We start from the raw sequence: 21,582 nt of genomic DNA, 5'->3' as shown, positions 1-21,582 counted from the left end.
CTCATTTAATTGGTCTGACTCTTTTTTAGAAATGATTTTTTTGGAAGTTGAACGGAGTCATCTTTTTTAGTTATAACTAAGAAAGAGTGTGAAACCAGCATTTCACATGATGGATCCCATGCATACTGATGTAAGACACTACATTAAAATTATGAGGAGTCTAATTAGTTCAGCTAACAATCAGTGGGGAATGAAGAAAATCCCCGCTGATTGAAGTGTCACTTTATAAATATGTCTACTCATTGACAATAACAGGTGATTTATATTCACGTTGCATTAATAATTTTTGATAAGGTTGACTTAGACCGAGAGCGTAAACTTGTGAGGCTCTTAAATCTGGTTGGATGGATGGGTCGTTAAATGCAGACAGCCTGGATATGAGCGGTATGGGGAGATCTTTTTTGATTTTGTTTAAATATTCCCGTCCGTTTGAATTCATCCCGAGTAGCCTTAAAAAGGCTGGTGCTTCTATGAACGCATGCATATCTTCTTTCTTCATTCTAGTTAATAAGTGAACACACATCCTTTGGATCCTTGTCCATGTATAGCGTTTTGTTTTTAATAATGTAATAAATTCGTGGAAGGATGAAGCGATCGCTGCCATTTCCTTCATTCTAAACTCGATCCCTTCTTCAATCTCATAAATACTGGCAAGTTCTTCCACTGTAGCTGAAAGGATTTGATATTTTAACAGAGGCCAGTATTTTTCCCAATCGTGAAAAGAATGATAAACTGCTAAATATTGCTCTAGTACATCCTTTGTCGATTCAGGTATGTATGTAAAGATGTCTTTCAAATTTTTTTTATCCGCTATCGCCTTACGAATACCTGTTGCACTGGCTATTGAGCCGGTAGAAAGTTCAGTATCATGATAGCCCGCTGCAATACGATGAATGGTCATAGGTTTAATTTTAAATTGTTTCGATAACGCTGTTTTTACGTATTCTAGACCGAGAATATTATTTGGCTGAGTTAAATCGAGTACATTTTCATGACCTTGTATTTCATTAAACGCTAGCGATGTGGCTTTAGGATAACTGTATCCTGCCTTTAGATGGTAGCGGACTTTTTCATCAAATTCATCTTTGTTCTTTAATAAAAATTGGTAGGTAGACATAAAAGGTTCAAGTCGACCATTTTCGCTCCCGAAGCAAAATGTATCACAAGCAAGTGTTTCAAGAATACTGATAGCTCCTTGAGCGAAAATTCCTGCTTGCTGTGTTGCAAATGGATAGGGTAATTCAAAAACAAGATCTATACCGCCTTTAAGAGCCATTTTTGCCCGTGCCCATTTATTTACTAAGGCAGGTTCACCGCGTTGAAGAAATGAACCGCTCATGACAGCGATGACTACATCGGCTTTTGCTGCTTTCTTGCTCTCAATTGCATGATATACATGTCCATTATGAAATGGATTATATTCAACTACTAGTCCAACTGCTTTCATAAAACTCCCTCCTCTAAGATAATGTGTTTAGTTCTGTTCATACTTTAACATGAAAATGTAACGGCTCCAAATCACGAAAATTAACAGTTTAGCAAAGTAATGTTTGCATTGCTGTGAAAATTGGATATTATAGTAGGAGTGGGATTTGTGAAAGATGTGAATACTAGAATGGTGAGCTAAAGAGTAGTTACATGCTGTAGTAGCCATCAACTAAGTCGTCTGCTTATTAATCTTATGGGGAGAACCGCCCCTTAGCTTGCTCGTCTTATGTTTGGCGCTGATAAACGGGCACTTTTCGGTTTATGGGTGTAAAGAAAAAATATTGACAAACGGTAGATAGACAGCTATAATTACCTTTGTTGCCTTAGAGGTGATTGATTTGAAATGGACGATTGGCCAACTTCAAAAATTTCGAGATAAAGAATTACAGATCGATGAATTTGTGGATGTTTCTGATCTTAAGGAAAGAGATTCACAAATTCGTGGTGTATCGCCAATAAAGGTAACTGGCAGAGCTGATATTCACTCTTCAGATATTACCTTCCATCTGCACTTATCTGGAACAATAATTCTTCCTTGTTCTCGAACACTGGTAGATGTAAAATATCCGATTGATATTGAAACAACTGAAACCTTTATACTTAAAGCGGAACTTGCTGAATATGCAATAGATGAAGCAACTGCTGTTATTGGCGATGTTGTGGATCTTATACCAGTAATTAAAGAAAATTTATTGCTTGAAATTCCAATGCAGGTTTTTTGTGAGGATGTTAATGTTGAAGGCGCTGCTCCTCAATCTGGGGAACATTGGTCTGTTTTGACTGAGGAAGAACAGAAGCAGAAAGTAGACCCTAGATTAGCAAAGCTTGCAAACTTTTTTGACAACAATAAAGAATCGTAATGGGGAAACAGAAGGAATGTAAAGATTCATTCTTGATTGCTTCTTGACTTTTTATAAGGAGGTGGGAATAATGGCTGTACCTGCTAGAAGAACGTCTAAAACTGTAAAAAGAAAACGTCGTACACACTTCAAATTAGTAGTACCTGGTATGACAGAATGCCCAAGCTGCGGTGAAATGAAACTTTCACACCGTATCTGTAAAGAATGTGGGACTTACAACGGAAAAGAAGTTGTGAGCAAATAATTTCTTAAAATAAAAAAGCACAAAGATTATATTAATCTTTGTGCTTTTTTTATTTGTGAAAAATAGTTTACGTCGATTAGCTAATTACAAGTATAAGGTACGAACCATATGAAAAGCAGGAAATGATGATTATATTCAAGAATACTATCATATTGAATAAAAGAAATTGATATTAGCAGGAATAGCTATGTTTTATCCATCTGAAAGTAGAAGTGTATTTATAATAAATTCTAAAAAATCAGGTATATTATCTTTTCCCTTCTTCTATCTTTTCTATCAAGTGCATATGATTGTAGTACAGTGAGGTTGACTCTAGACCAATAGGGAACGCTCCTTTGTAGTTGCACTCCATCATCTTTGAGCTATGAATTTGTACAGGAAACCTTTATGGCGTTAAAACGCCACCAGTTACTATGAAGGATCAATCAAGTAGCACGCTACACTCACCTAGTCACAATGGTGGCGGTGCGGAGCCGAATTATCGGATGTTTACTCGATCATATAAGTATGCCTGCTAAGTAGGTTATATGAGTAAGTCGCGAAGCTCCGTCCCCATGTCCTTCATACAAAAAAGCCATGTGCATACTTTTCAATAAAAAAGCAGACTTCTTTCTCATAAAGTATGAGTTATACAGTTGTGCATAGTGGATAAAAAATAAGTTGGGGGGATTTCAATGTCAATGGCAAGGCAGGATGCGTGGACTCAAGATGAAGATGTTCTACTAGCTGAGGTGGTTTTACGTCATATTCGTGAAGGAAGTACCCAGCTCAACTCCTTTGAAGAGGTGGGCAAGAGTTTATCAAGAACTGCTGCTGCTTGTGGTTTTCGCTGGAACTCACATGTACGAAAACAGTATAAATCTGGTATTGAACTGGCAAAAATGCAAAGAAAAGAAAATAAGAAACTTCCATTAAGAATAAAAGAAGAAGTTGTATCTACTGTGACAGAAACCTCTGTTGACATCCCGCATTTACATCCAACTAACTCAACGCTTACTATGAAAGATGTTGTCCAGTATCTTACACTAGTGGAGGAACAAACGCTAAATGATAGCCGTGACAGACAGTTGATAACACAAGAGTACGATAAACTTCTGATAGAGAACGAAAATCTGAAAAATGATAACACAAAGCTGTTTGAAAAACTGAAGTCAGTTGAAGATGACTACAATGCGTTGCTTCAAATTATGGAACGAGCAAGAAAATTAATCGTATTCGAAGAAGATAAAAAAGAAAAAAAGGTGAAATTCCAAATGGATAAGAATGGGAATCTAGAAAGAGTGGAAAAGTAACAAAAGAAGGTTAGTTAACTCTTGTAGGAGTGCTTTGCTGTAACGATAGGCTCTATGAATAAATGTGATGGAAAGAATGGCTTTCTAAACATCATTAATCGCACAAGTTGGTATTGAATATTTGCTTGTGTGATTAAATATTTTATCCTACACTAAACGCTAAGTAAGACTCTCATGGTAAGATTCTTAGCATAAGGTTTGGGGAACGACTGCTTGTATAGGTCCGATTGGTAAGATACAGTGAAACTTACCGGTAAAGTTTACACCAACAAGTTGTAGGTCACAAAGACGAAAGTACGTAGTGTACTTTCGTCTTTGTATATTGTAGAACAATATTTCATAGAGCAAACTTATCTATGTAAGGTAGGGATATTAGCGATACTAGAACAGGTTTAACCATCAGAAGAGTGTGAGGTACACCCTTCTGACGGAAGATTTACTTTATTGGTTATTAGTAGTTTCAGGTGTCCATAATATTGGATTTTCCCCCAAATCTCGATCCATATCATATGAAACTGAGTGAAATCCCATTTTGTCCCAAAACTTTTCTGATTTCACTCTTGGATTTGTTTTGATTGGCTTTTTGAAGCTTTTCGCGAAGTCAACAAGTGTGGATCCGTAATGTTTTTGTCTATAATCCGGTAAAACTTCAAGCTTCCATAACTCTAAAAAATCTTGTTTCGGTTCAAAATATTGATCAAATTTTGCTTTTCTTTCGTATAGGCTCATCCTTGCAACAAGCTTGTCGCCAAAGTAAATCCCATAAAATGGCGAGATACTATCGTTTTCGATAATGTTTGCTTCTAAATCATCTATCATTGATAGCTCTTGAATACCGTACTCTTTAAATTTTTTGAATTCTTCCAGTGTTTTATAATTCACTAATAAACGTTCCACTTTATAGTTCATAAAAAAAGCTCCCCCTTTTTACCGCAGTTTATATAAGTATCTAGGAATCCATTAATAGCATGGTATCAGTTAGGCTATCAAAAGAATTCTGAAAAAGAAACCGCTTTACATGTATTATATAATATTTAGTGAAACAATTCCCTAGAAAGATGCTTAATTAACATAATATAAAAAATTATTAAAATAATGCCCAATTTCCTTTGCTTTTAAAAAGGATAAAGCGATAATAAGTTGACTAACCTTATCTTTTATACAACATCATCGAAAATAATATTCAGATCAAAAGGATTTCATTCCAAGTAGTGATTAAGTTTGGTAACATAAATAATAAATAACCTCACTCTCGATGAGGAAATCAACTTTAAAAAGGAGTAATAGGCGGAGTATAGCAAAAAATCTAATTTATCCCGCATTAACGGGCGAGAAAACCCCAACTTTCGGTTTAAGCAGAAATGCAGATTAAATTAATCATGCTTCGTCCCATTTTCCTATAAAAATGGAAGGTAGGGAGCTATGGATATAGGAATAATCGGCGGTGGATCGATAGGACTACTTTTTGCCGCTTATTTACAAGGGGTATATGAGATTACACTATATACAAGAACGAAAAAACAGGCTGATGAACTTATGCAGCTAGGGTTAACACTAAAAAGAGATGGACTATCTAAGATCAAAAGGGTAAAAGTGGTTCCGATTTTTGAGGGGATTGCTAAACATGACTTATTGTTTATAGCTGTTAAACAGTATCACCTTCATGAGGTGATCCCTCTTATTCAAGATCCCGAAATTCCGCTTGTGTTTTTACAAAATGGATACTCACATATTAAAATGATAAAACAGTCAGCTTTACAAGAAATTTATATCGGGGTAGTCGAGCATGGTGCATTAAAACATGATAATACAACGGTTGAACATACAGGTTTAGGAGTGACCAGAATTGCAGCCTATTCGGGGAAACTTAAAGATTTTCCGTTATTTCAAAGAGAAATTAGTATGTTTCCCTTTAAAGCTGAGAAGGATTTTCAGGAGATGCTTCTAAATAAATTATTAGTAAATGCAATGATTAATCCTTTAACTGCAATATTAAAGGTTGAAAACGGTGAACTTATTAATAATCCTCATTTCTATTTATTATTTAAAAAGTATTTTGAAGAAATTTCGAATATATTTGAAATTGAAAATAGAGAACAGGTTATAGATCATATTGAACAAATTTGTCTCGCAACTTCGAAAAATCGTTCATCTATGTTAAAAGATATTGAATTAGGAAGGAAAACTGAAATTGATGCGATTACGGGTTATATCATGGAGTCTGCGATAGAAAGGAAAAAACCGTATGAAATGACAGCAATTATATATTCCTTAGTTAAAGGGATGGAAAGTTAGGTGAGTGTGTAACATGGTATCAATGTTCTCGAGTGTAGCTGCAACTTTCATAACAATGCCTATCCTTGCGTATATCATTTTTTTCATTGTTATGAAGCAAGTAACCGGAAATCATCGGCGTTCTGTACAAGTAGCGATGGATATTAGCACTCTTTTATTTATTCTTTCTGTACATTATCTTATTATCGCTATCTGGGATCGCCACATTATTTGGGTTTTACTTTTGGCAATGATTACGATTGGATGCATTGTAGTTGTTGTTCACTATCGGGTCAAAGGAGAAATAATTTTTCAAAAAGTATTAAGAGGTTTTTGGCGGCTTAATTTTGCCTTTTTCTTTTGTGTTTATTTTGTTCTTTTACTTTATGGAATTACCACAAGGGTTCTGTTGACCTTTTAAATTGCCAATATAAAGATATTAGAGACACAGTAGCAGAAGTCGTGGGCAAGTTTTTTTGTATTCAGCAAATGTGATGATATACTCAATTTAGAATTGTAGAAGCAGAGAAAGGGAGTACATAAATGGAGTTGAAAGATCTCGCGTTACCATCACTAAATGCATTTGCTTCAGATTATCTTACTAATCAATTAGACATAGATGATTTTTTCCATTACAGCTTAACTGATGAAGGAAAGTATAATAAACGATATCAGGAATTAATGTCACGAAATTTCTTTCGTGCTGAAGTGGCTGATTACATAGAGAATTATATGGAAAAGTATACTTTGTCGATTCCCATTAAAAAAAATATAGAGGCATTCCGAAAAGAAGATTCTGTTGTTGTTATTGGAGGACAGCAGGCAGGGCTACTAACGGGCCCACTCTATACGATTCACAAAGTGATCTCCATTATTAAACTAGCTGAAGAACAAGAAAAGGCGTTAGGTAAGAAGGTTATTCCTGTTTTTTGGATTGCTGGAGAGGATCATGATTTAGCTGAAGTGAATCATGTTTATACGTTAAAGAATGGAATTACAGAGAAAAACACATACCCATTTTATCATCCATTTAAATCAATGATTTCGGACATTGAGCTTGATACAGAAATCGCTCAATCTTGGGTACGTGAAATTATCGAGTCATATGGAGAGACGGAATTTACTAATAAATTACTTGCTGATACAAATGAATTCATTAAACGATCTACAACATTTGTTGAGTTTTTTGCCTGTTTAATTCATACCTGGTTCCATGACTATGGCCTTCTTTTGATCGATGCGGCTGATCCTGAATTAAGAAAGCTTGAATCAGAGTTTTTTGCGATGTTCATTGATAAGGCAGAAGAGATTACAGCGGCCGTACAATCTCAGCAGACACATATTCAGCAAAAAGGATATAAACGGATGATAGACATGCAAGAAAAAGCAGCAAATTTGTTTTATTATGATCCGAAGAAAAAAGATCGAATTTTACTTGAAGTGGAAAATGGGATTTTTTCAGGGAAAAATAAGGATGTTTCTTTTACACAGCAAGAGTTGCATAAATGTTCAAGAGTTACACCTGAACGATTAAGTAATAATGTAGTGACTCGGCCAATCATGCAAGAAATGCTATTTCCAGTGCTTGCATTTATATCTGGTCCTGGTGAAATTGCCTATTGGGCAGAACTAAAGCAAGCTTTTGAGCTGTTTTCAATGAAGATGCCTCCAATTGTACCAAGGCTAAATATTACGATACTTGAGCGAGGAATAGCTACAGACCTGAACGAGGTAGGAATGAAATTGGAAACTGTGTTAACAAAAGGAACGAAACCAGCTCAGAGTCAATTCCTTAATTCTGTCAAGGATGATACAATCGAGGGATTATTCCATGAAATGAAAGCGAAGCTAAATGAGAATCACGCTTTGTTTACCGAGAGAGCCTTAACACTCGATAAAGGGTTAGATCCATTGTTACAGAAAAATCGGCAATTTATTGAACAACAGCTTGATTTTATTTATGGGAAAGTGACTGATAGTTCACGTAAAAAACATGAAGTAGTCTTGAATAAGTATGAGCGGATTCAAAATTCATTATTTCCGCTTGATGCTCCTCAGGAAAGAATGTGGAATATATTCTATTATGTTAATAAATATGGTACAGATTTTATAAATGAATTGGTTCAGCAGCCGTACACATTTAATAACGAGCATAAAGTTATTTATCTGTAAGAGTTTTTTATTCCAATATTCACTATTCTTATATGGATTTCGTTTTAAGTTTGGATACACTATGCTTTGCAATTTATCATTAAATAAGGTAAAGAAGACAGGCGGTTTGCGTCTGTCTTCTTTTTTTTACTTTGAAACTTGCCTATTGAAGGCAAAGAGAGGCGTTCGCTGTCCACGGGCGGGTCCACTGCGCGCCCGTGGGTCTCCCTTTAACTCGCTATTCCCGCAGGAGTCTCACGCCTTTCGCTACAATCAACATCTGGGTTTAACATAGCCTTTGCTTTTATTAGGGCTAGCATCAAGCTAGTCAGATAATTAAAAGGACTCACCTCGTAGATGATTCACATTATTAAATAAACTGGATATTTAAGGAGGAATAACTTACTAAGTACAGAATTTATATAATAAGTGGTGAAAAGTGGGGGAATGTGGTACAGTGTTAAAAGAAAGTGGGGGTAGTAGGCATGTTCATGGGGGAATATCATCACAGCATTGATCCAAAAGGGCGTATTATCGTTCCGGCTAAGTTCAGAGAACATCTTGGCGATTCGTTTGTATTGACTCGTGGTCTTGATCAATGCTTGTTTGGCTACCCGATGGATGAATGGCGTCAACTGGAGGATAAGCTGAAAGGCTTGCCATTAACCAAGAAAGATGCCCGAGCTTTTACCCGATTTTTCTTTTCCGGTGCAACTGAATGTGAACTGGATAAACAAGGAAGGATCAATATCCCCACACCGCTAACTTCATATGGAAAATTAGAAAAAGAATGCGTCATTCTCGGAGTTTCCAATCGAATTGAGATTTGGAGTAAGGCCATTTGGGAAGACTATTTTTCAACATCAGAAGATTCATTCGCTGAAATAGCCGAGAATATGATTGGCTTTGATATTTAAACGAAGAATCTGCATCACTAATCGATTGGAAGGATGTATTACATGTTTCAACACACAACCGTACTACTCAAAGAAACTGTTGATGGATTACACATTAAGCCAGACGGCATATATGTTGATTGTACACTTGGAGGAGCAGGACATAGCGCTTATTTAGCATCTCAGTTATCGGATAAAGGTAAGCTCTACGCTTTTGACCAAGATGAAACGGCCATTAAGAATGCCCATGAGAAATTAAAAGAATATGGCGACAGAGTGGTATTAATTCAGAACAATTTTAAACATATTGCAGAAGAACTTTTATTAAGAGGTGTACATGAAGTAGATGGAATTTTGTACGATTTAGGTGTTTCATCTCCCCAGCTTGATACCCCAGAACGAGGATTCAGCTACCATCATGATGCACAACTAGATATGAGAATGGATCAAACTGCAAGTTTATCCGCTTATGATGTGGTAAATAATTGGTCATTCCAGGAGTTAACGAAAATTTTCTTTCGATATGGAGAAGAGAAGTTCTCAAAGCAGATTGCTCGTAAAATCGAAGCGGCACGTGAAATTAAGCCGATTGAGACAACTGGTGAACTTGTTGAATTAATTAAAGAAGGTATACCAGCTCCTGCGAGACGTAAAGGTGGTCACCCTGCTAAACGAATTTTCCAGGCGATACGAATTGCTGTGAATGATGAGTTAGGTGTTTTTGAAGACTCTCTGGAGCAAGCTATAAAATTACTTAAGCCAAATGGTAGAATTTCAGTCATTACTTTTCATTCATTGGAGGATCGTATTTGTAAATCAGTATTTAAACAATACAGTGATCTACCAGAAATGCCACACGGTCTCCCTGTTATTCCGGAAGAGTTTCAACCAATTTTAAAATTAGTTACAAGAAAACCGATACTGCCATCGGAGGAAGAATTGGAAGAAAACAATCGTTCACGTTCAGCTAAGCTGAGGATTGCTGAAAAAAGATAAAGGAGGAAATTAAAATGAGCTCAGTTGCGAAAAAAATTCAAGAACAACAGATTCAAGAACAACAAAAATCTGTACAAACCGTCATTGTCCGTAAAACAAAAATTTCTTTTGGTGAAATGATGTTAATCTGTGCTTTGGCTGTTGGAATTGCTTTTCTAGGGACCAAGGTAATTTCTAATCAGGCAGCAATTTATAAAACGAATAAAGAGATACAATTGACAAATCATTCTATAGAAGAACAGACTAGGGTGAATGTAGACTTAAAAGAACAAGTTAGTGAATTAAGTACGTATGAAAGGATTTGGAAAAAAGCAGCCGACCTTGGTTTAAAACTGAATGAAAATAACGTAAAGGTTGTGCAGGAATAATGCAAACGAAGCAAAAAAATATGAAGCTTGGAGCAGCGTTTTTATTCGTAGTATTCGGGCTGCTCTTTTTTGCGTTAGTTGCCCGTTTTTTCTACATTGAAGTTACCGGACAGGCTGGCGGGGAAGTACTTGCAGCAAAAATTGAAAAAAAATACGAAAAGCAACGGGTGCTTGAGGCTAAAAGAGGCAGCATTCTAGATACGAACGGTGAAGTAATAGCAGAAGATACAGCCTCCTATACGCTATTTGCGGTATTGGACGAAAAGATGAAACCCAATTATGTGGTTGATCCGAAACGAACAGCCAACGAATTAGCAAAAGCTATTGATATGGATGAATCGGATATTTATGCACTTCTTACAAAAGATAAGAAACAAGTGGAATTCGGAAATGCAGGCAAGGATATCTCATACGATGTTAAATCAAAGATTGAGAAAATGAAGCTTCCTGGCATAGGATTTACTCGCGAAAATAAACGCTTTTATCCAAATGGCGTGTTTGCCTCTCATTTAATTGGCTATATTGAAAAAGATGAAAAATCAAATGAAATGATTGGTAAGATGGGGATTGAAAAGTTTTTAAACAAAGAATTAAAGGAAACAGATGGAAAACTGACGTTTGATGGTGATAGATGGGGATTCTCACTGCCTAATAGCAAAGAAAATGTAAAGGCACCAAAAGATGGTGCAGATGTTACTTTGACTATTGATAAAAAGATTCAGACCTTTTTAGAAGATTCAATGTCTAAAGTTCAGGAAAAATATGACCCAGAACAAATCATTGCCATTGTATCTAATCCGAAAACCGGAGAAATATTAGCGATGGGGCAAAGGCCTACTTTCCATCCAAAAACGAAAAAAGGATTGACAGATACATGGAGAAACTTAGCGATTGAGGAGTCGTATGAACCTGGTTCAACGATGAAAATATTTACATTAGCGGCAGCAGTTGAAGAAGGTGTATTTAATCCGAATGAAACCTTTGTTTCAGGAAATTACAAAATTAAAGGAACAAAACCTATAAATGATCATAGTGGAATGCCGTTCGGAGAAAATATGACATTTTTAGAAGGAATTCAACGATCTTCAAATGTCGGTGTTGTAACGTTTGCAATGGACCGTCTTGGAGAAGAAAAACTCCGTGATTATATTACAAAATTTGGTTTAGATCGTATTACAGGGATTGATTTACCTTTCGAAAAAACTGGTACAATTCAGTACAAATATAAACGTGATAAAGCAATGACTTCTGTAGGACAAGCGTCGTCAATGACTGCTATTCAACAAATTCAAGCAGCTTCTGCAATAGCTAATAATGGAAAAATGATGAAACCTTATGTAATTAAAGAAGTGACTGATCCAAATAAGGGCGAAACGATTCAAAAAACTAATCCAACTATGGCAGGGCAGCCGATATCAGCAGAAACTGCCAAAAAGGTCCGTGAGTATTTAGGAACTGTGCTTACTGCAGAGCATGGGACAGGGAAAAAATATCAAATTGAAGGTTATGAAGTAGCTGGTAAAACAGGGACTGCTCAATTTAGTACAAGTGATGGCTTATCAAGAGGTGGTGGAAACTATATTTTTTCTTTTTTAGGAATGGCGCCACTTGATGACCCAGAACTTGTTGTCTATGTTGCGGTAAAAAAACCAAAATTAGAAGTAGGGGAAGCTGGGTCCGATCCAGTATCGGAGATCTTTAATCCAGTCATGAAAAGCAGCTTGCAATATTTAAACATTGAACCAGCAAATATTCCAAATCAAACTTCAGAAAAAATAAGTGATTATACAGATCAACCTGTAAAGTCTACGGTTGAAAATCTCCAAAAGTCAGGATACGAAGTTGTTACGATTGGAAAAGGTGCTACGGTTATCGATCAAGCTCCTAAAGCTGGAACGATTTTATTAGAAGGTGAAAAGGTTATTATCCGGACGGAAGGAGATATGTTTGCTCCAGACTTAACAGGCTGGTCTCTAAGAGATGTTATGAAGGTGGCGAATATTGCGAAGCTGAAATTAAATGTTGCAGGAAACGGATATGTCGAAAGTCAGAATTTTAAAGTAGGTGCCGTGATAAAAGAAGCAGATTATTTCATTGTAAACTTGAAAAAGCCAGGGGATATTGTTCAGGAAGAAATAGAAGATAAAGATCAAGAAGACGAAGTGGTTAATTAAATGGAATGAATAAGAATAATCTAAGAGCTGGCTCCGTGACAACTACGTACAGTTTACATGAAGTGTTAGAAAACACTTATAACTGTATGGAGAGTCCTGGGGCTAGCTCCTTTTTTCACTCTCATCTTTTTTTATGCTAATTATTATTCAGAAAAAATAACGCCTTCATTTTTTGTTCTAGTTAAATTTAATACATCATATAACTGGTACAAGCAGGATGAAAATGGAGGTGCCTTTTTGTGCGTGTGTCAAATGTAACGGTAAGAAAACGGCTGGCAATCTTCTTACTTTTTGGGCTTACGGTCTTTACTATTATTGTTTTTCGATTAGGAATTGTTCAATTTTATCTCGGTGAGAAATTAACGGGACTCGCAGAGGATTCTTGGAGCCGAAATATTACTTTTGAACCAATGCGTGGTCAAATTCTAGATCGGAATGGTGTCCCGTTGGCAACAAATATCTCAGCTCCGACGGTATATGTAATTCCGAGACAAGTTGTCAATCCAGCTGAGACTGCAGAACAGCTCGCTTCTGTATTGGATATGGATAAAGAAAAAGCGTATAAACTAATTACAAAACATTCTTCGAGCGAAAGAATACCTGAAGGAAGAAAAATCTCTCACGAAAAAGCAAAAGAAGTGAAGGCTCTTGGTCTCAAAGGGGTATACATTGCAGAAGATTCAAAGCGTTATTATCCATTTGGTGAATTCTTATCCCATGTGCTCGGGTTTACAGGCGCTGATAATCAAGGATTAATGGGAATTGAGCTATCCTATGATAAGGATTTAAGCGGTGAAAAAGGCTATGTAAAATTATATACCGATGCAAAAGGCAAAAAGATGGAGAATATGGCGGATGACTATAGTGCACCTATTAATGGTGATGATCTAAAATTGACCATAGATAGCAAAATTCAAACCATTGTTGAAAGAGAGCTAGATCTTGCAGAAGCGACTTATAATCCAGATGGAATAATTGCCATTGCACTGAATCCCAATAACGGTGAGATTCTGGCAATGTCAAGCAGACCGACATTCGATCCTGCTAATTTTCAAAATGTGAAAAGTGAAGTCTATAACCGTAATCTTCCTGTATGGAGTTCCTATGAGCCTGGTTCAACGTTCAAGATCATTACTCTCGCTGCAGCGTTGGAAGAGGGAAAAGTAGATCTGGAGAGGGATTCGTTCTATGATCCTGGGTATATCGAAGTAGCAGGGACGAAGCTTCATTGTTGGAAAAGAGGTGGTCATGGATCGCAAACATACATGGAAGTGGTACAAAATTCATGTAACCCTGGTTTTGTGGAGCTAGGAATGCGGCTTGGAAAAGATAAACTTTTTCAATATATTAGTGATTTTGGTTTTGGGAAAAAGACCGGGATCGATCTTCAAGGTGAAGGAACTGGAATTTTATTTGACATTGATAAGGTTGGACCACTTGAACAAGCTACTACTGCGTTTGGACAAGGCGTATCAGTCACTCCGATTCAACAAGTAGCAGCTGTTGCGGCAGCAGTGAATGGCGGCACATTGTATACGCCTTATATCGCTAAAGAACTGGTTGACTCTCAAACAGGTGAGACAATCATGCGGAAATCACCTCAAGCAAAAAGGAAAGTCATTTCTGAAGAAACTTCCGCAAAAATCCGTGGAGCACTTGAGACTGTTGTAGCAAAAGGAAGTGGTACTGGGGCATATGTAGATTCATATCGCGTAGGTGGAAAGACCGGTACTGCGCAAAAAGCGGAAAATGGGCGCTATTTAGAAAACAACTATATCGTTTCATTCATTGGGTTTGCACCAGCGGATCATCCCGAAATAGTCGTTTATGTAGCGGTCGATAATCCGAAAGGAACAATTCAATTTGGTGGAGTAGTAGCGGCCCCTATTGTAGGCAATATAATGGAGGATGCATTACGAACAATGGGTGTGAAACCACGTGATACGCAAATTGAAAAGAAAACGAAATGGGATGATCCAGTCATGGTTGAATTACCAGATGTAGTAGGGTTAACTGCAAAGGAATTGCAAACACAGCTTATCGGCAAAGTAAACTTAGATATAAGTGGGGATGGGTCTATGGTAGTAAAACAGTCCCCTGAAGCAGGAGTAAAGGTAAAAGAAGGTTCAACAATAAGAATTTATCTTGGCGAAAGTTCAGAATAAGTATAGAATAATAAAGAAACAAATCAAGCGGCTGGGATAATTTCAGCCGCGGTTTTTTTACGCAGTGACAGGATTGTTCATGTGTTTAACCTAAGGACGAATCCTAACCTCGACAGATTGAATGCATTACTTTATAATAATGCCTTTAAATAGGCAGAGAGGAATGGAAAAATGAGACTTCAAGCGATACTTTCAACCTTACAATCTTTGACAAAGTTTGAAGGGGAAAATCCTGAAATAACCTCCATTGAACATGATACAAGACGAGTAAAAGAAGGAAGTTTATTTGTTTGTGTGAAAGGTTACACGGTGGATGGCCATGACTTTGCAGAAAAAGCAGTCGAACTAGGAGCAGCAGCTATTTTAGCTGAAAAACCAATGAGTGTAGGAGTCCCAGTGTTTGTTGTTCGTGATACGAAACGAGCTATGGCAGTCGTTGCCGATGCTTTTTACAATCATCCTACCCAAAAGCTTAAGTTAATCGGAATAACAGGAACAAACGGCAAAACAACAACGAGTCATTTGTTGGAAAAAATCTTTCAGGATGAGCATGTGGCAACAGGTTTAATTGGAACGATGTATACGAAAATTGGCGAAAAAATAGCTGAAACAAAAAATACGACACCAGACAGCATTACCTTACAACAAATTTTTCATCAGATGACGCAAGCTCAAGTGGATACAGCAATTATGGAAGTATCTTCACATGCATTGGAGCTTGGAAGGGTTCACGGTTGTGATTATGATATTGCCGTATTTACGAATCTTACACAAGACCATCTTGATTTTCATGGAACGATGGAACAATACAAATTTGCAAAATCCTTGTTTTTCTCACAGCTTGGAAATGCCTATGTAGATAATCGACCAAAATACGCAGTATTGAATGCGGATGATGGAGCGACAGGAGATTTCATCAAGGCAACAGCTGCACATATTCTTACATATGGTATTGATCAAGAAGCAGATATTATGGCTAAGAATATATCCATTCATTCAAGTGGAACTCAATTTACATTAGTAACGGCTGGAAGAGAGCAACTTGTGAACCTAAAACTAATCGGTAAATTCAGCGTCTATAATGTTCTTGCTGCCATAGGGGCTTCTTTATGTGCGGGAGTACAACTTGATTCAATCATCCGGTCACTTGAATCTGTCGAAGGTGTGGCAGGACGTTTTGAGCTTGTCCAAGGCGGTCAGGATTTTGCGGTGATTGTCGATTATGCCCATACACCTGACAGTCTTGAAAATGTCTTGAAAACAGTGCGTGAATTTGCAAATAAGAAAATATTTGTTGTAGTGGGTTGTGGTGGGGATCGTGATAAAACAAAACGACCAATCATGGCGAAAATTGCATCAGAGTGGGCGACAGACCCTATTTTCACTTCTGATAATCCTAGAAGTGAGAATCCATCACAAATTTTACGAGATATGGAAAAGGGAGTTACCGAAAAGAATTATCAGGTCCTTGAAGACCGGAAAGAAGCGATTGAATATGCAATCTCTGCGGCAACAAGTGGGGATGTTGTTTTAATCGCCGGAAAAGGCCATGAAACCTATCAAATCATCGGTAAACAAGTGCTTGACTTTGATGATAGATTGGTTGCAAAAGAAGCAATTTTACGAAATAGGAAGTAAATAAAGGGAGATTGTGTATACTTAAAAAAGAGAACGTTAATATCTATCATTATTAAGAGATAGACACAATGAGGTTTTACACTTTCTTAATGGGACGATGTCTCCTTTGAATGACTAATTCTCTTTTTTTGCTTATTAAAAAGTATCAGGATCTCTTCTTTCAACTAGTTTTGCTGACTAGCAAAAGCAACCCAACCTCACTTTGAGCGAGGTAATCTGATGGGGAAGAAATCTTCATGCAGTTGCTTAGCTTATGCTAGTCTTTAGATTGATCAAGGTGCCTGCTTTTTTATAAAAGGCTATGTTAAAGCTCATTGTTGATTTTTGGCTCTATGTTGATGGAGCGGAAGGCGTGAGACTTCTACTTAGAAAAGCGAGTCAAAGGGAGACCCCGCAGGCGCACAGCGCCAAGGAGGCTTCCGGACCGCCCGCGGTAAGCGAACCACTCTGTTGCAATCAACGGGCAAGTTTAACAGAGCCTTATATAAAAATATGAAGTAACAGGTTTATGTCTGAATGTACATGTGCCAACTCATAAACTACCTTGTGTCTCTTTGGCAAAGCTGTATGTAAAAACTTGTTTTTATAAAAAATCGGCGGCGGTTTTTCTTATACGAACAATAAAAAAACAGAAAGTGATGGAATTTCAAAAAATGTTTATTATGAAAAGAAATATAAGTATTCTGAACAAAACATCTGGAACATATCATGAAGTGGATGAAAAAACAGCAGTAGAATTAATAAATTGTTATGCTGCATTAGGAATGAGGGAATAGATTCATGTTAGAACAAGTAATTTTTTATACAATATTGACTGGGTTTTTAATTACGGTTCTTCTATCCCCGATTTTTATCCCTTTCTTACGCAGGCTTAAATTTGGACAAAGCATTCGGGAAGAAGGTCCGAAATCTCATCAGAAGAAATCTGGAACACCGACGATGGGCGGTTTGGTCTTTTTGCTTGCTATCGCCATTACAACTCTAACAATGGTATTTAAATTTTCTGAACCAACTGTAGAAATTTATTTATTGTTGTTTGTTATGATTGGTTTTGGCGTTTTAGGTTTTCTTGATGATTTCATAAAAGTGGTAATGAAACGAAACCTTGGCTTGACATCACGTCAGAAGTTAATTGGACAAATTATCATATCCGTCATTTTTTATCTAATCTATCGCAAGACAGATGCTTTCGTACCTGAAATTACGATTCCAGGAACCGACTTGGCGTTACATGTAGGCTGGTTTTATATCATCATTGTGATTTTCTGGTTGGTTGGTTTTTCGAATGCAGTCAATTTAACTGATGGCTTGGATGGACTTGTTTCAGGAACGTCTGCGATTGCTTTTGGTGCATTTGCTGTACTAGCCTGGAATCAATCACAATATGATGTTGCGATTTTTTCTGTTGCCGTAGTAGGGGCGGTCCTTGGATTCCTCGTATTCAATGCCTATCCTGCAAAGGTATTTATGGGAGATACCGGATCTTTGGCATTAGGTGGTGCTATTGCGACCATCGCGCTATTAACAAATTTGGAGCTCATATTAGTTATTATCGGCGGGGTATTCGTCATTGAAACATTATCGGTAATGTTACAGGTCGCATCTTTTAAAACGACAGGAAAACGAATTTTTAAAATGAGTCCTTTGCATCACCATTATGAGTTGGTCGGTTGGTCTGAATGGCGAGTCGTCGTCACATTTTGGTCGGTGGGCTTATTATTGGCGATTTTAGGAATCTATTTAGAGGTGTGGTTATAAGTGAAAGAGACTACTAGTTATTTAAGGAAAAAGATATTAGTGTTGGGATTAGCAAAAAGTGGAGTAACAGCAGCATCCCTTTTACATAAACTAGGTGCTTTTGTAACAGTCAATGATATGAAACCATTATCAGAGAATCCAGAAGCGCAAGGCTTACTGGAACAAGGAATCAAAGTTGTGTGTGGAAGTCATCCGATAGAATTACTTGATGAAGGCTTTGAACTTATAGTGAAAAATCCAGGAATTCCTTATCGAAATCCACTGGTTAAAGGGGCGATTGAAAGAGGCATTCCAGTCATCACAGAAGTTGAATTAGCCTATCAGATTAGCGAAGCACCGTTTGTTGCGATAACTGGAACAAATGGCAAAACAACGACTACAACGCTTATCTATGAAATACTCAAAGAAGGTGGAAAGTTGCCGTTGATCGCAGGAAATATTGGAACGGTTGCTTCTGGAGTGGCGGAAACTGCAACAGCTGATGAAACGATTGTTATTGAATTATCATCTTTCCAATTGATGGGGATTGATATGTTTAAGCCAAAGATCGCAGTTGTAACAAATATTTATGATGCTCATCTTGATTACCATGCTTCAAAACAGGAATATATTGACGCGAAAGCGGCAATAATGAAAAACCAAATCGACAGTGATTATTTTATCTATAATGCGAACCAAGAAGAAACGGTGAATATGGCAAAGAATTCGTTGGCAGAGCTTGTTCCATTTTCGATTACAAGCAAGTATGAAAATGGAGCGTATATCGAAGACAATGCTGTATATTTCCGTGGTGAGCGAGTAGTTAATATTTTGGATATTCGCTTGCCCGGAAAGCATAATTTAGAAAATGTACTCGCGGCCGTAGCAACTGCAAAACTTAAAAAGGTCAAGAATGAAGCAATTCAGCGTGTTCTTGCCACCTTCCAGGGGGTTACCCATAGAACTCAATATGTAGCAACCATTGAAGGAAGAATGTTTTATAATGATTCTAAGGCTACGAATATTTTAGCTGCATCAATGGCATTATCATCTTTCGAAGTTCCAGTTATCCTGCTTGCGGGAGGACTTGATCGAGGTAATGAATTCGATGAACTAAAACCATATTTGAAACATGTTAAAGCTGTCATTACATTTGGTGAAACTGCATCGAAAATTGAGCGTGTTGCCAGAGAAGCAGGAATATCTATTGTAAAACATGTCGATAATGTAGAGAAAGCCGTACCTGCAGCGTATGAAGTTTCTGAAGAAGGAGATTGCATCCTACTTTCACCTGCATGTGCAAGTTGGGATCAGTACAAAAGTTTCGAAGTAAGAGGAGACATGTTTATGGAGGCAGTGCATAAACTGAAATAAGAGCTTCTTACTTGAAACACTGAGCTTGCATAATGGAGGATAAATTCTACTTCTCTTGTTCGAATGACATCTTTAAAAAAAGTGATAAAGTAGTACTCTATTATTAAAAGTTAAGATTATCCCCTATGGATGGTAATTCAGTAATCGAAGCTAGATATGATTGACGCGCTTTTATATGATTGCTAATTTTTACCGAACCGGCTCGGCTTTTACAAGCAGTTTTCTAAGGGGGAACTTGCCGTTACTAATGGGTAAACCTACTTATCACTTTTTTTGCTTATTATGTTAATTTCATTAGCATGATAGGAATAGAAGGCTCGTACAGGCTCTAATACGTACTAGAGGTGTATGACAGTGCCGTTGAAAAAATCAAATCCGGATTTTATATTAATTATTGTTACTTTATGTCTATTGGCGATTGGTTTAATCATGGTATATAGTGCTAGTGCAATATGGGCTGCTTACAAATTTGAGGGAGACTCGTTCTACTTTGCTAAGCGCCAACTTCTATTCGCTGGAGTGGGAGTATTCGCAATGTTCTTCATCATGAATGTAGATTATTGGACATGGCGAACGTGGGCAAAGGTGATTATTATCTTTTGTTTTGTCTTGTTACTTGCTGTATTAATTCCTGGAATAGGTGTAGAGCGAAATGGTTCACAAAGCTGGATTGGTGTTGGTGCATTTTCCATTCAGCCATCAGAGTTTATGAAGTTAGCTATGATTGCTTTTTTAGCGAAATTTTTATCAGAACGGCAGAAGTTTATTACCTCCTTTAAGAAAGGACTAACTCCTTCATTGGGTATTGTGTTTTTAGCTTTTGGTTTAATTATGTTACAGCCAGATCTTGGGACAGGAACTGTTATGGTAGGGACTTGTGTAGTGATGATTTTTATTTCAGGGGCAAGAGTGATGCATTTTATTTGGCTTGGATTACTCGGTGTAGCTGGCTTTGTGGCTCTTATTGCTTCAGCACCATATCGGATAAAGCGAATTACCTCCTTTCTAGATCCGTGGGCAGACCCGCAAAATAGTGGCTTTCAAATGATTCAGTCTTTTTATGCAATCGGTCCAGGTGGGCTGTTTGGGCTTGGACTTGGTCAAAGTCGGCAAAAATTTTTCTATTTGCCTGAACCGCAAACGGATTTTATTTTTGCTATTATTTCAGAAGAACTTGGGTTTATTGGTGGAACTTTGGTGATTTTATTATTTTCATTGCTATTGTGGAGAGGGGTTCGGATTGCATTAGGAGCTCCTGACTTATATGGGAGTCTTGTTGCAGTTGGAATTATTGCCATGGTAGCAATTCAGGTAATGATTAATATCGGAGTTGTAACAGGGCTAATGCCCGTAACAGGAATAACTCTTCCGTTTTTAAGTTATGGCGGATCTTCTTTAACTCTGATGCTCATAGCGATCGGAGTACTATTGAATATAAGTCGATATTCAAGGTATTAAAAATCATAGCATGGCCTAAAGTAAATAATACCAATAACGTAAACTTCATCCCCCCACGGATTGTTAGTGGAACAAATCGGGCTTTTACTGACAGTTAATGCTGGATAATAACAATAGCACTTTCAAATTTAGAAATATGTCAAAGTAAATAGGAATTGCTCAAGAATGAGGAAACTCTTTCTATGGGCAATTCCTATTTTGAATCATGTTATCGAGAAAAAGTTGTGAATCATTCTTGTTTGAAGCTAAATAAGATAAATAGCAAATAATTATCCAATAAAATGATTCTAATTACCTATCAATCACTATTGAATATACTTTAATTTATGTAATAAGAACCGATGATATAGGTAATAAAAATTATTTATAGGTCTTTGGAGATGCAACGAAAGAAGCATTTGTGAAATAATTAAATATTTAAAATATTACTAGTTTGTTTCTTATATAAAATCTAGTGTTTATTGTGG

At 37.0% G+C, this 21,582-nt stretch carries 17 protein-coding genes; 15 read left to right on the top strand and 2 right to left on the bottom strand.

The window, feature by feature from the left end; genetic code table 11:
* Nucleotides 1-235 precede the first annotated feature (235 nt).
* Nucleotides 236-1,447 (bottom strand): nucleotidyltransferase, encoded by a 1,212-nt coding sequence (locus V179_RS0119525; RefSeq protein ID WP_028392961.1) that lies wholly within the window; start codon nucleotides 1,445-1,447, stop codon nucleotides 236-238.
* Between the two features lie 379 nt (nucleotides 1,448-1,826).
* Here V179_RS0119525 and V179_RS0119520 point away from each other — a divergent pair, with 379 nt between their 5' ends.
* From V179_RS0119520 to V179_RS0119510, 3 genes are all read left to right on the top strand, one after another.
* Nucleotides 1,827-2,348, top strand: coding sequence for a YceD family protein (locus V179_RS0119520; protein WP_028392960.1), 522 nt, complete (start codon nucleotides 1,827-1,829; stop codon nucleotides 2,346-2,348).
* Nucleotides 2,349-2,418: 70 nt separating this feature from the next.
* A complete protein-coding gene (gene rpmF, locus V179_RS0119515) occupies nucleotides 2,419-2,592 on the top strand; it encodes a 50S ribosomal protein L32 (protein WP_028392959.1) in 174 nt (57 codons plus the stop codon).
* A gap of 674 nt (nucleotides 2,593-3,266) precedes the next feature.
* On the top strand, nucleotides 3,267-3,884 hold the full coding sequence (locus V179_RS0119510; RefSeq protein ID WP_028392958.1) for an RsfA family transcriptional regulator: 618 nt from the start codon (nucleotides 3,267-3,269) through the stop codon (nucleotides 3,882-3,884).
* Nucleotides 3,885-4,325: 441 nt separating this feature from the next.
* On the opposite strand, the gene V179_RS0119505 is transcribed toward V179_RS0119510, so the two are convergent.
* A complete protein-coding gene (locus tag V179_RS0119505) occupies nucleotides 4,326-4,793 on the bottom strand; it encodes an N-acetyltransferase (protein ID WP_028392957.1) in 468 nt (155 codons plus the stop codon).
* 513 nt (nucleotides 4,794-5,306) lie between these two features.
* On the opposite strand from V179_RS0119505, the gene V179_RS0119500 reads away from it, so the two are divergent.
* The 12 genes from V179_RS0119500 (at nucleotide 5,307) to spoVE (ending at nucleotide 21,115) form a co-directional block, all read left to right on the top strand.
* Nucleotides 5,307-6,179: a 2-dehydropantoate 2-reductase gene (locus tag V179_RS0119500; RefSeq protein ID WP_028392956.1), complete on the top strand. Its 873-nt coding sequence runs from the start codon at nucleotides 5,307-5,309 to the stop codon at nucleotides 6,177-6,179.
* Between the two features lie 13 nt (nucleotides 6,180-6,192).
* Complete coding sequence (locus V179_RS0119495; protein WP_028392955.1) at nucleotides 6,193-6,579, top strand: DUF3397 domain-containing protein; 387 nt, start codon at nucleotides 6,193-6,195, stop codon at nucleotides 6,577-6,579.
* 122 nt (nucleotides 6,580-6,701) lie between these two features.
* On the top strand, nucleotides 6,702-8,330 hold the full coding sequence (gene bshC, locus V179_RS0119490; RefSeq protein WP_028392954.1) for a bacillithiol biosynthesis cysteine-adding enzyme BshC: 1,629 nt from the start codon (nucleotides 6,702-6,704) through the stop codon (nucleotides 8,328-8,330).
* A 464-nt stretch (nucleotides 8,331-8,794) separates the two neighbouring features.
* Complete coding sequence (gene mraZ / locus V179_RS0119485; RefSeq protein ID WP_028392953.1) at nucleotides 8,795-9,226, top strand: division/cell wall cluster transcriptional repressor MraZ; 432 nt, start codon at nucleotides 8,795-8,797, stop codon at nucleotides 9,224-9,226.
* Between the two features lie 42 nt (nucleotides 9,227-9,268).
* Nucleotides 9,269-10,201 carry a 16S rRNA (cytosine(1402)-N(4))-methyltransferase RsmH gene (rsmH, locus tag V179_RS0119480; protein ID WP_028392952.1) on the top strand — a complete coding sequence of 311 codons (933 nt, stop codon included), beginning with the start codon at nucleotides 9,269-9,271 and terminating at the stop codon, nucleotides 10,199-10,201.
* 14 nt (nucleotides 10,202-10,215) lie between these two features.
* A complete protein-coding gene (gene ftsL, locus V179_RS0119475; protein ID WP_028392951.1) occupies nucleotides 10,216-10,569 on the top strand; it encodes a cell division protein FtsL in 354 nt (117 codons plus the stop codon).
* Nucleotides 10,569-12,743, top strand: a complete 2,175-nt coding sequence (locus V179_RS0119470; RefSeq protein ID WP_028392950.1) for a penicillin-binding protein — start codon at nucleotides 10,569-10,571, stop codon at nucleotides 12,741-12,743. The genes ftsL and V179_RS0119470 overlap by 1 nt, the downstream gene beginning before the upstream one ends.
* 239 nt (nucleotides 12,744-12,982) lie before the next feature.
* On the top strand, nucleotides 12,983-14,908 hold the full coding sequence (locus V179_RS0119465; RefSeq protein ID WP_028392949.1) for a stage V sporulation protein D: 1,926 nt from the start codon (nucleotides 12,983-12,985) through the stop codon (nucleotides 14,906-14,908).
* Nucleotides 14,909-15,079: 171 nt separating this feature from the next.
* Entirely contained in the window at nucleotides 15,080-16,546 is a 1,467-nt protein-coding gene (locus V179_RS0119460; RefSeq protein ID WP_028392948.1) for a UDP-N-acetylmuramoyl-L-alanyl-D-glutamate--2,6-diaminopimelate ligase, read from the top strand.
* A gap of 780 nt (nucleotides 16,547-17,326) precedes the next feature.
* Nucleotides 17,327-18,304 carry a phospho-N-acetylmuramoyl-pentapeptide-transferase gene (mraY, locus tag V179_RS0119445; RefSeq protein WP_028392946.1) on the top strand — a complete coding sequence of 326 codons (978 nt, stop codon included), beginning with the start codon at nucleotides 17,327-17,329 and terminating at the stop codon, nucleotides 18,302-18,304.
* Nucleotides 18,305-19,657 (top strand): UDP-N-acetylmuramoyl-L-alanine--D-glutamate ligase, encoded by a 1,353-nt coding sequence (gene murD / locus V179_RS0119440; protein WP_028392945.1) that lies wholly within the window; start codon nucleotides 18,305-18,307, stop codon nucleotides 19,655-19,657. It abuts the gene before it with no gap.
* A gap of 354 nt (nucleotides 19,658-20,011) precedes the next feature.
* Complete coding sequence (gene spoVE / locus V179_RS0119435; RefSeq protein ID WP_028392944.1) at nucleotides 20,012-21,115, top strand: stage V sporulation protein E; 1,104 nt, start codon at nucleotides 20,012-20,014, stop codon at nucleotides 21,113-21,115.
* Nucleotides 21,116-21,582 lie beyond the last annotated feature (467 nt).

Origin of the sequence: Bacillus cihuensis, from assembly GCF_000504145.1 — a bacterium.
Classification (GTDB): Bacteria; Bacillota; Bacilli; order Bacillales; family DSM-1321; genus Peribacillus; species Peribacillus huizhouensis.
The sequence above is the reverse complement of the archived record's forward strand: the minus strand, read 5'-3'. Positions and strand labels throughout refer to the sequence as shown.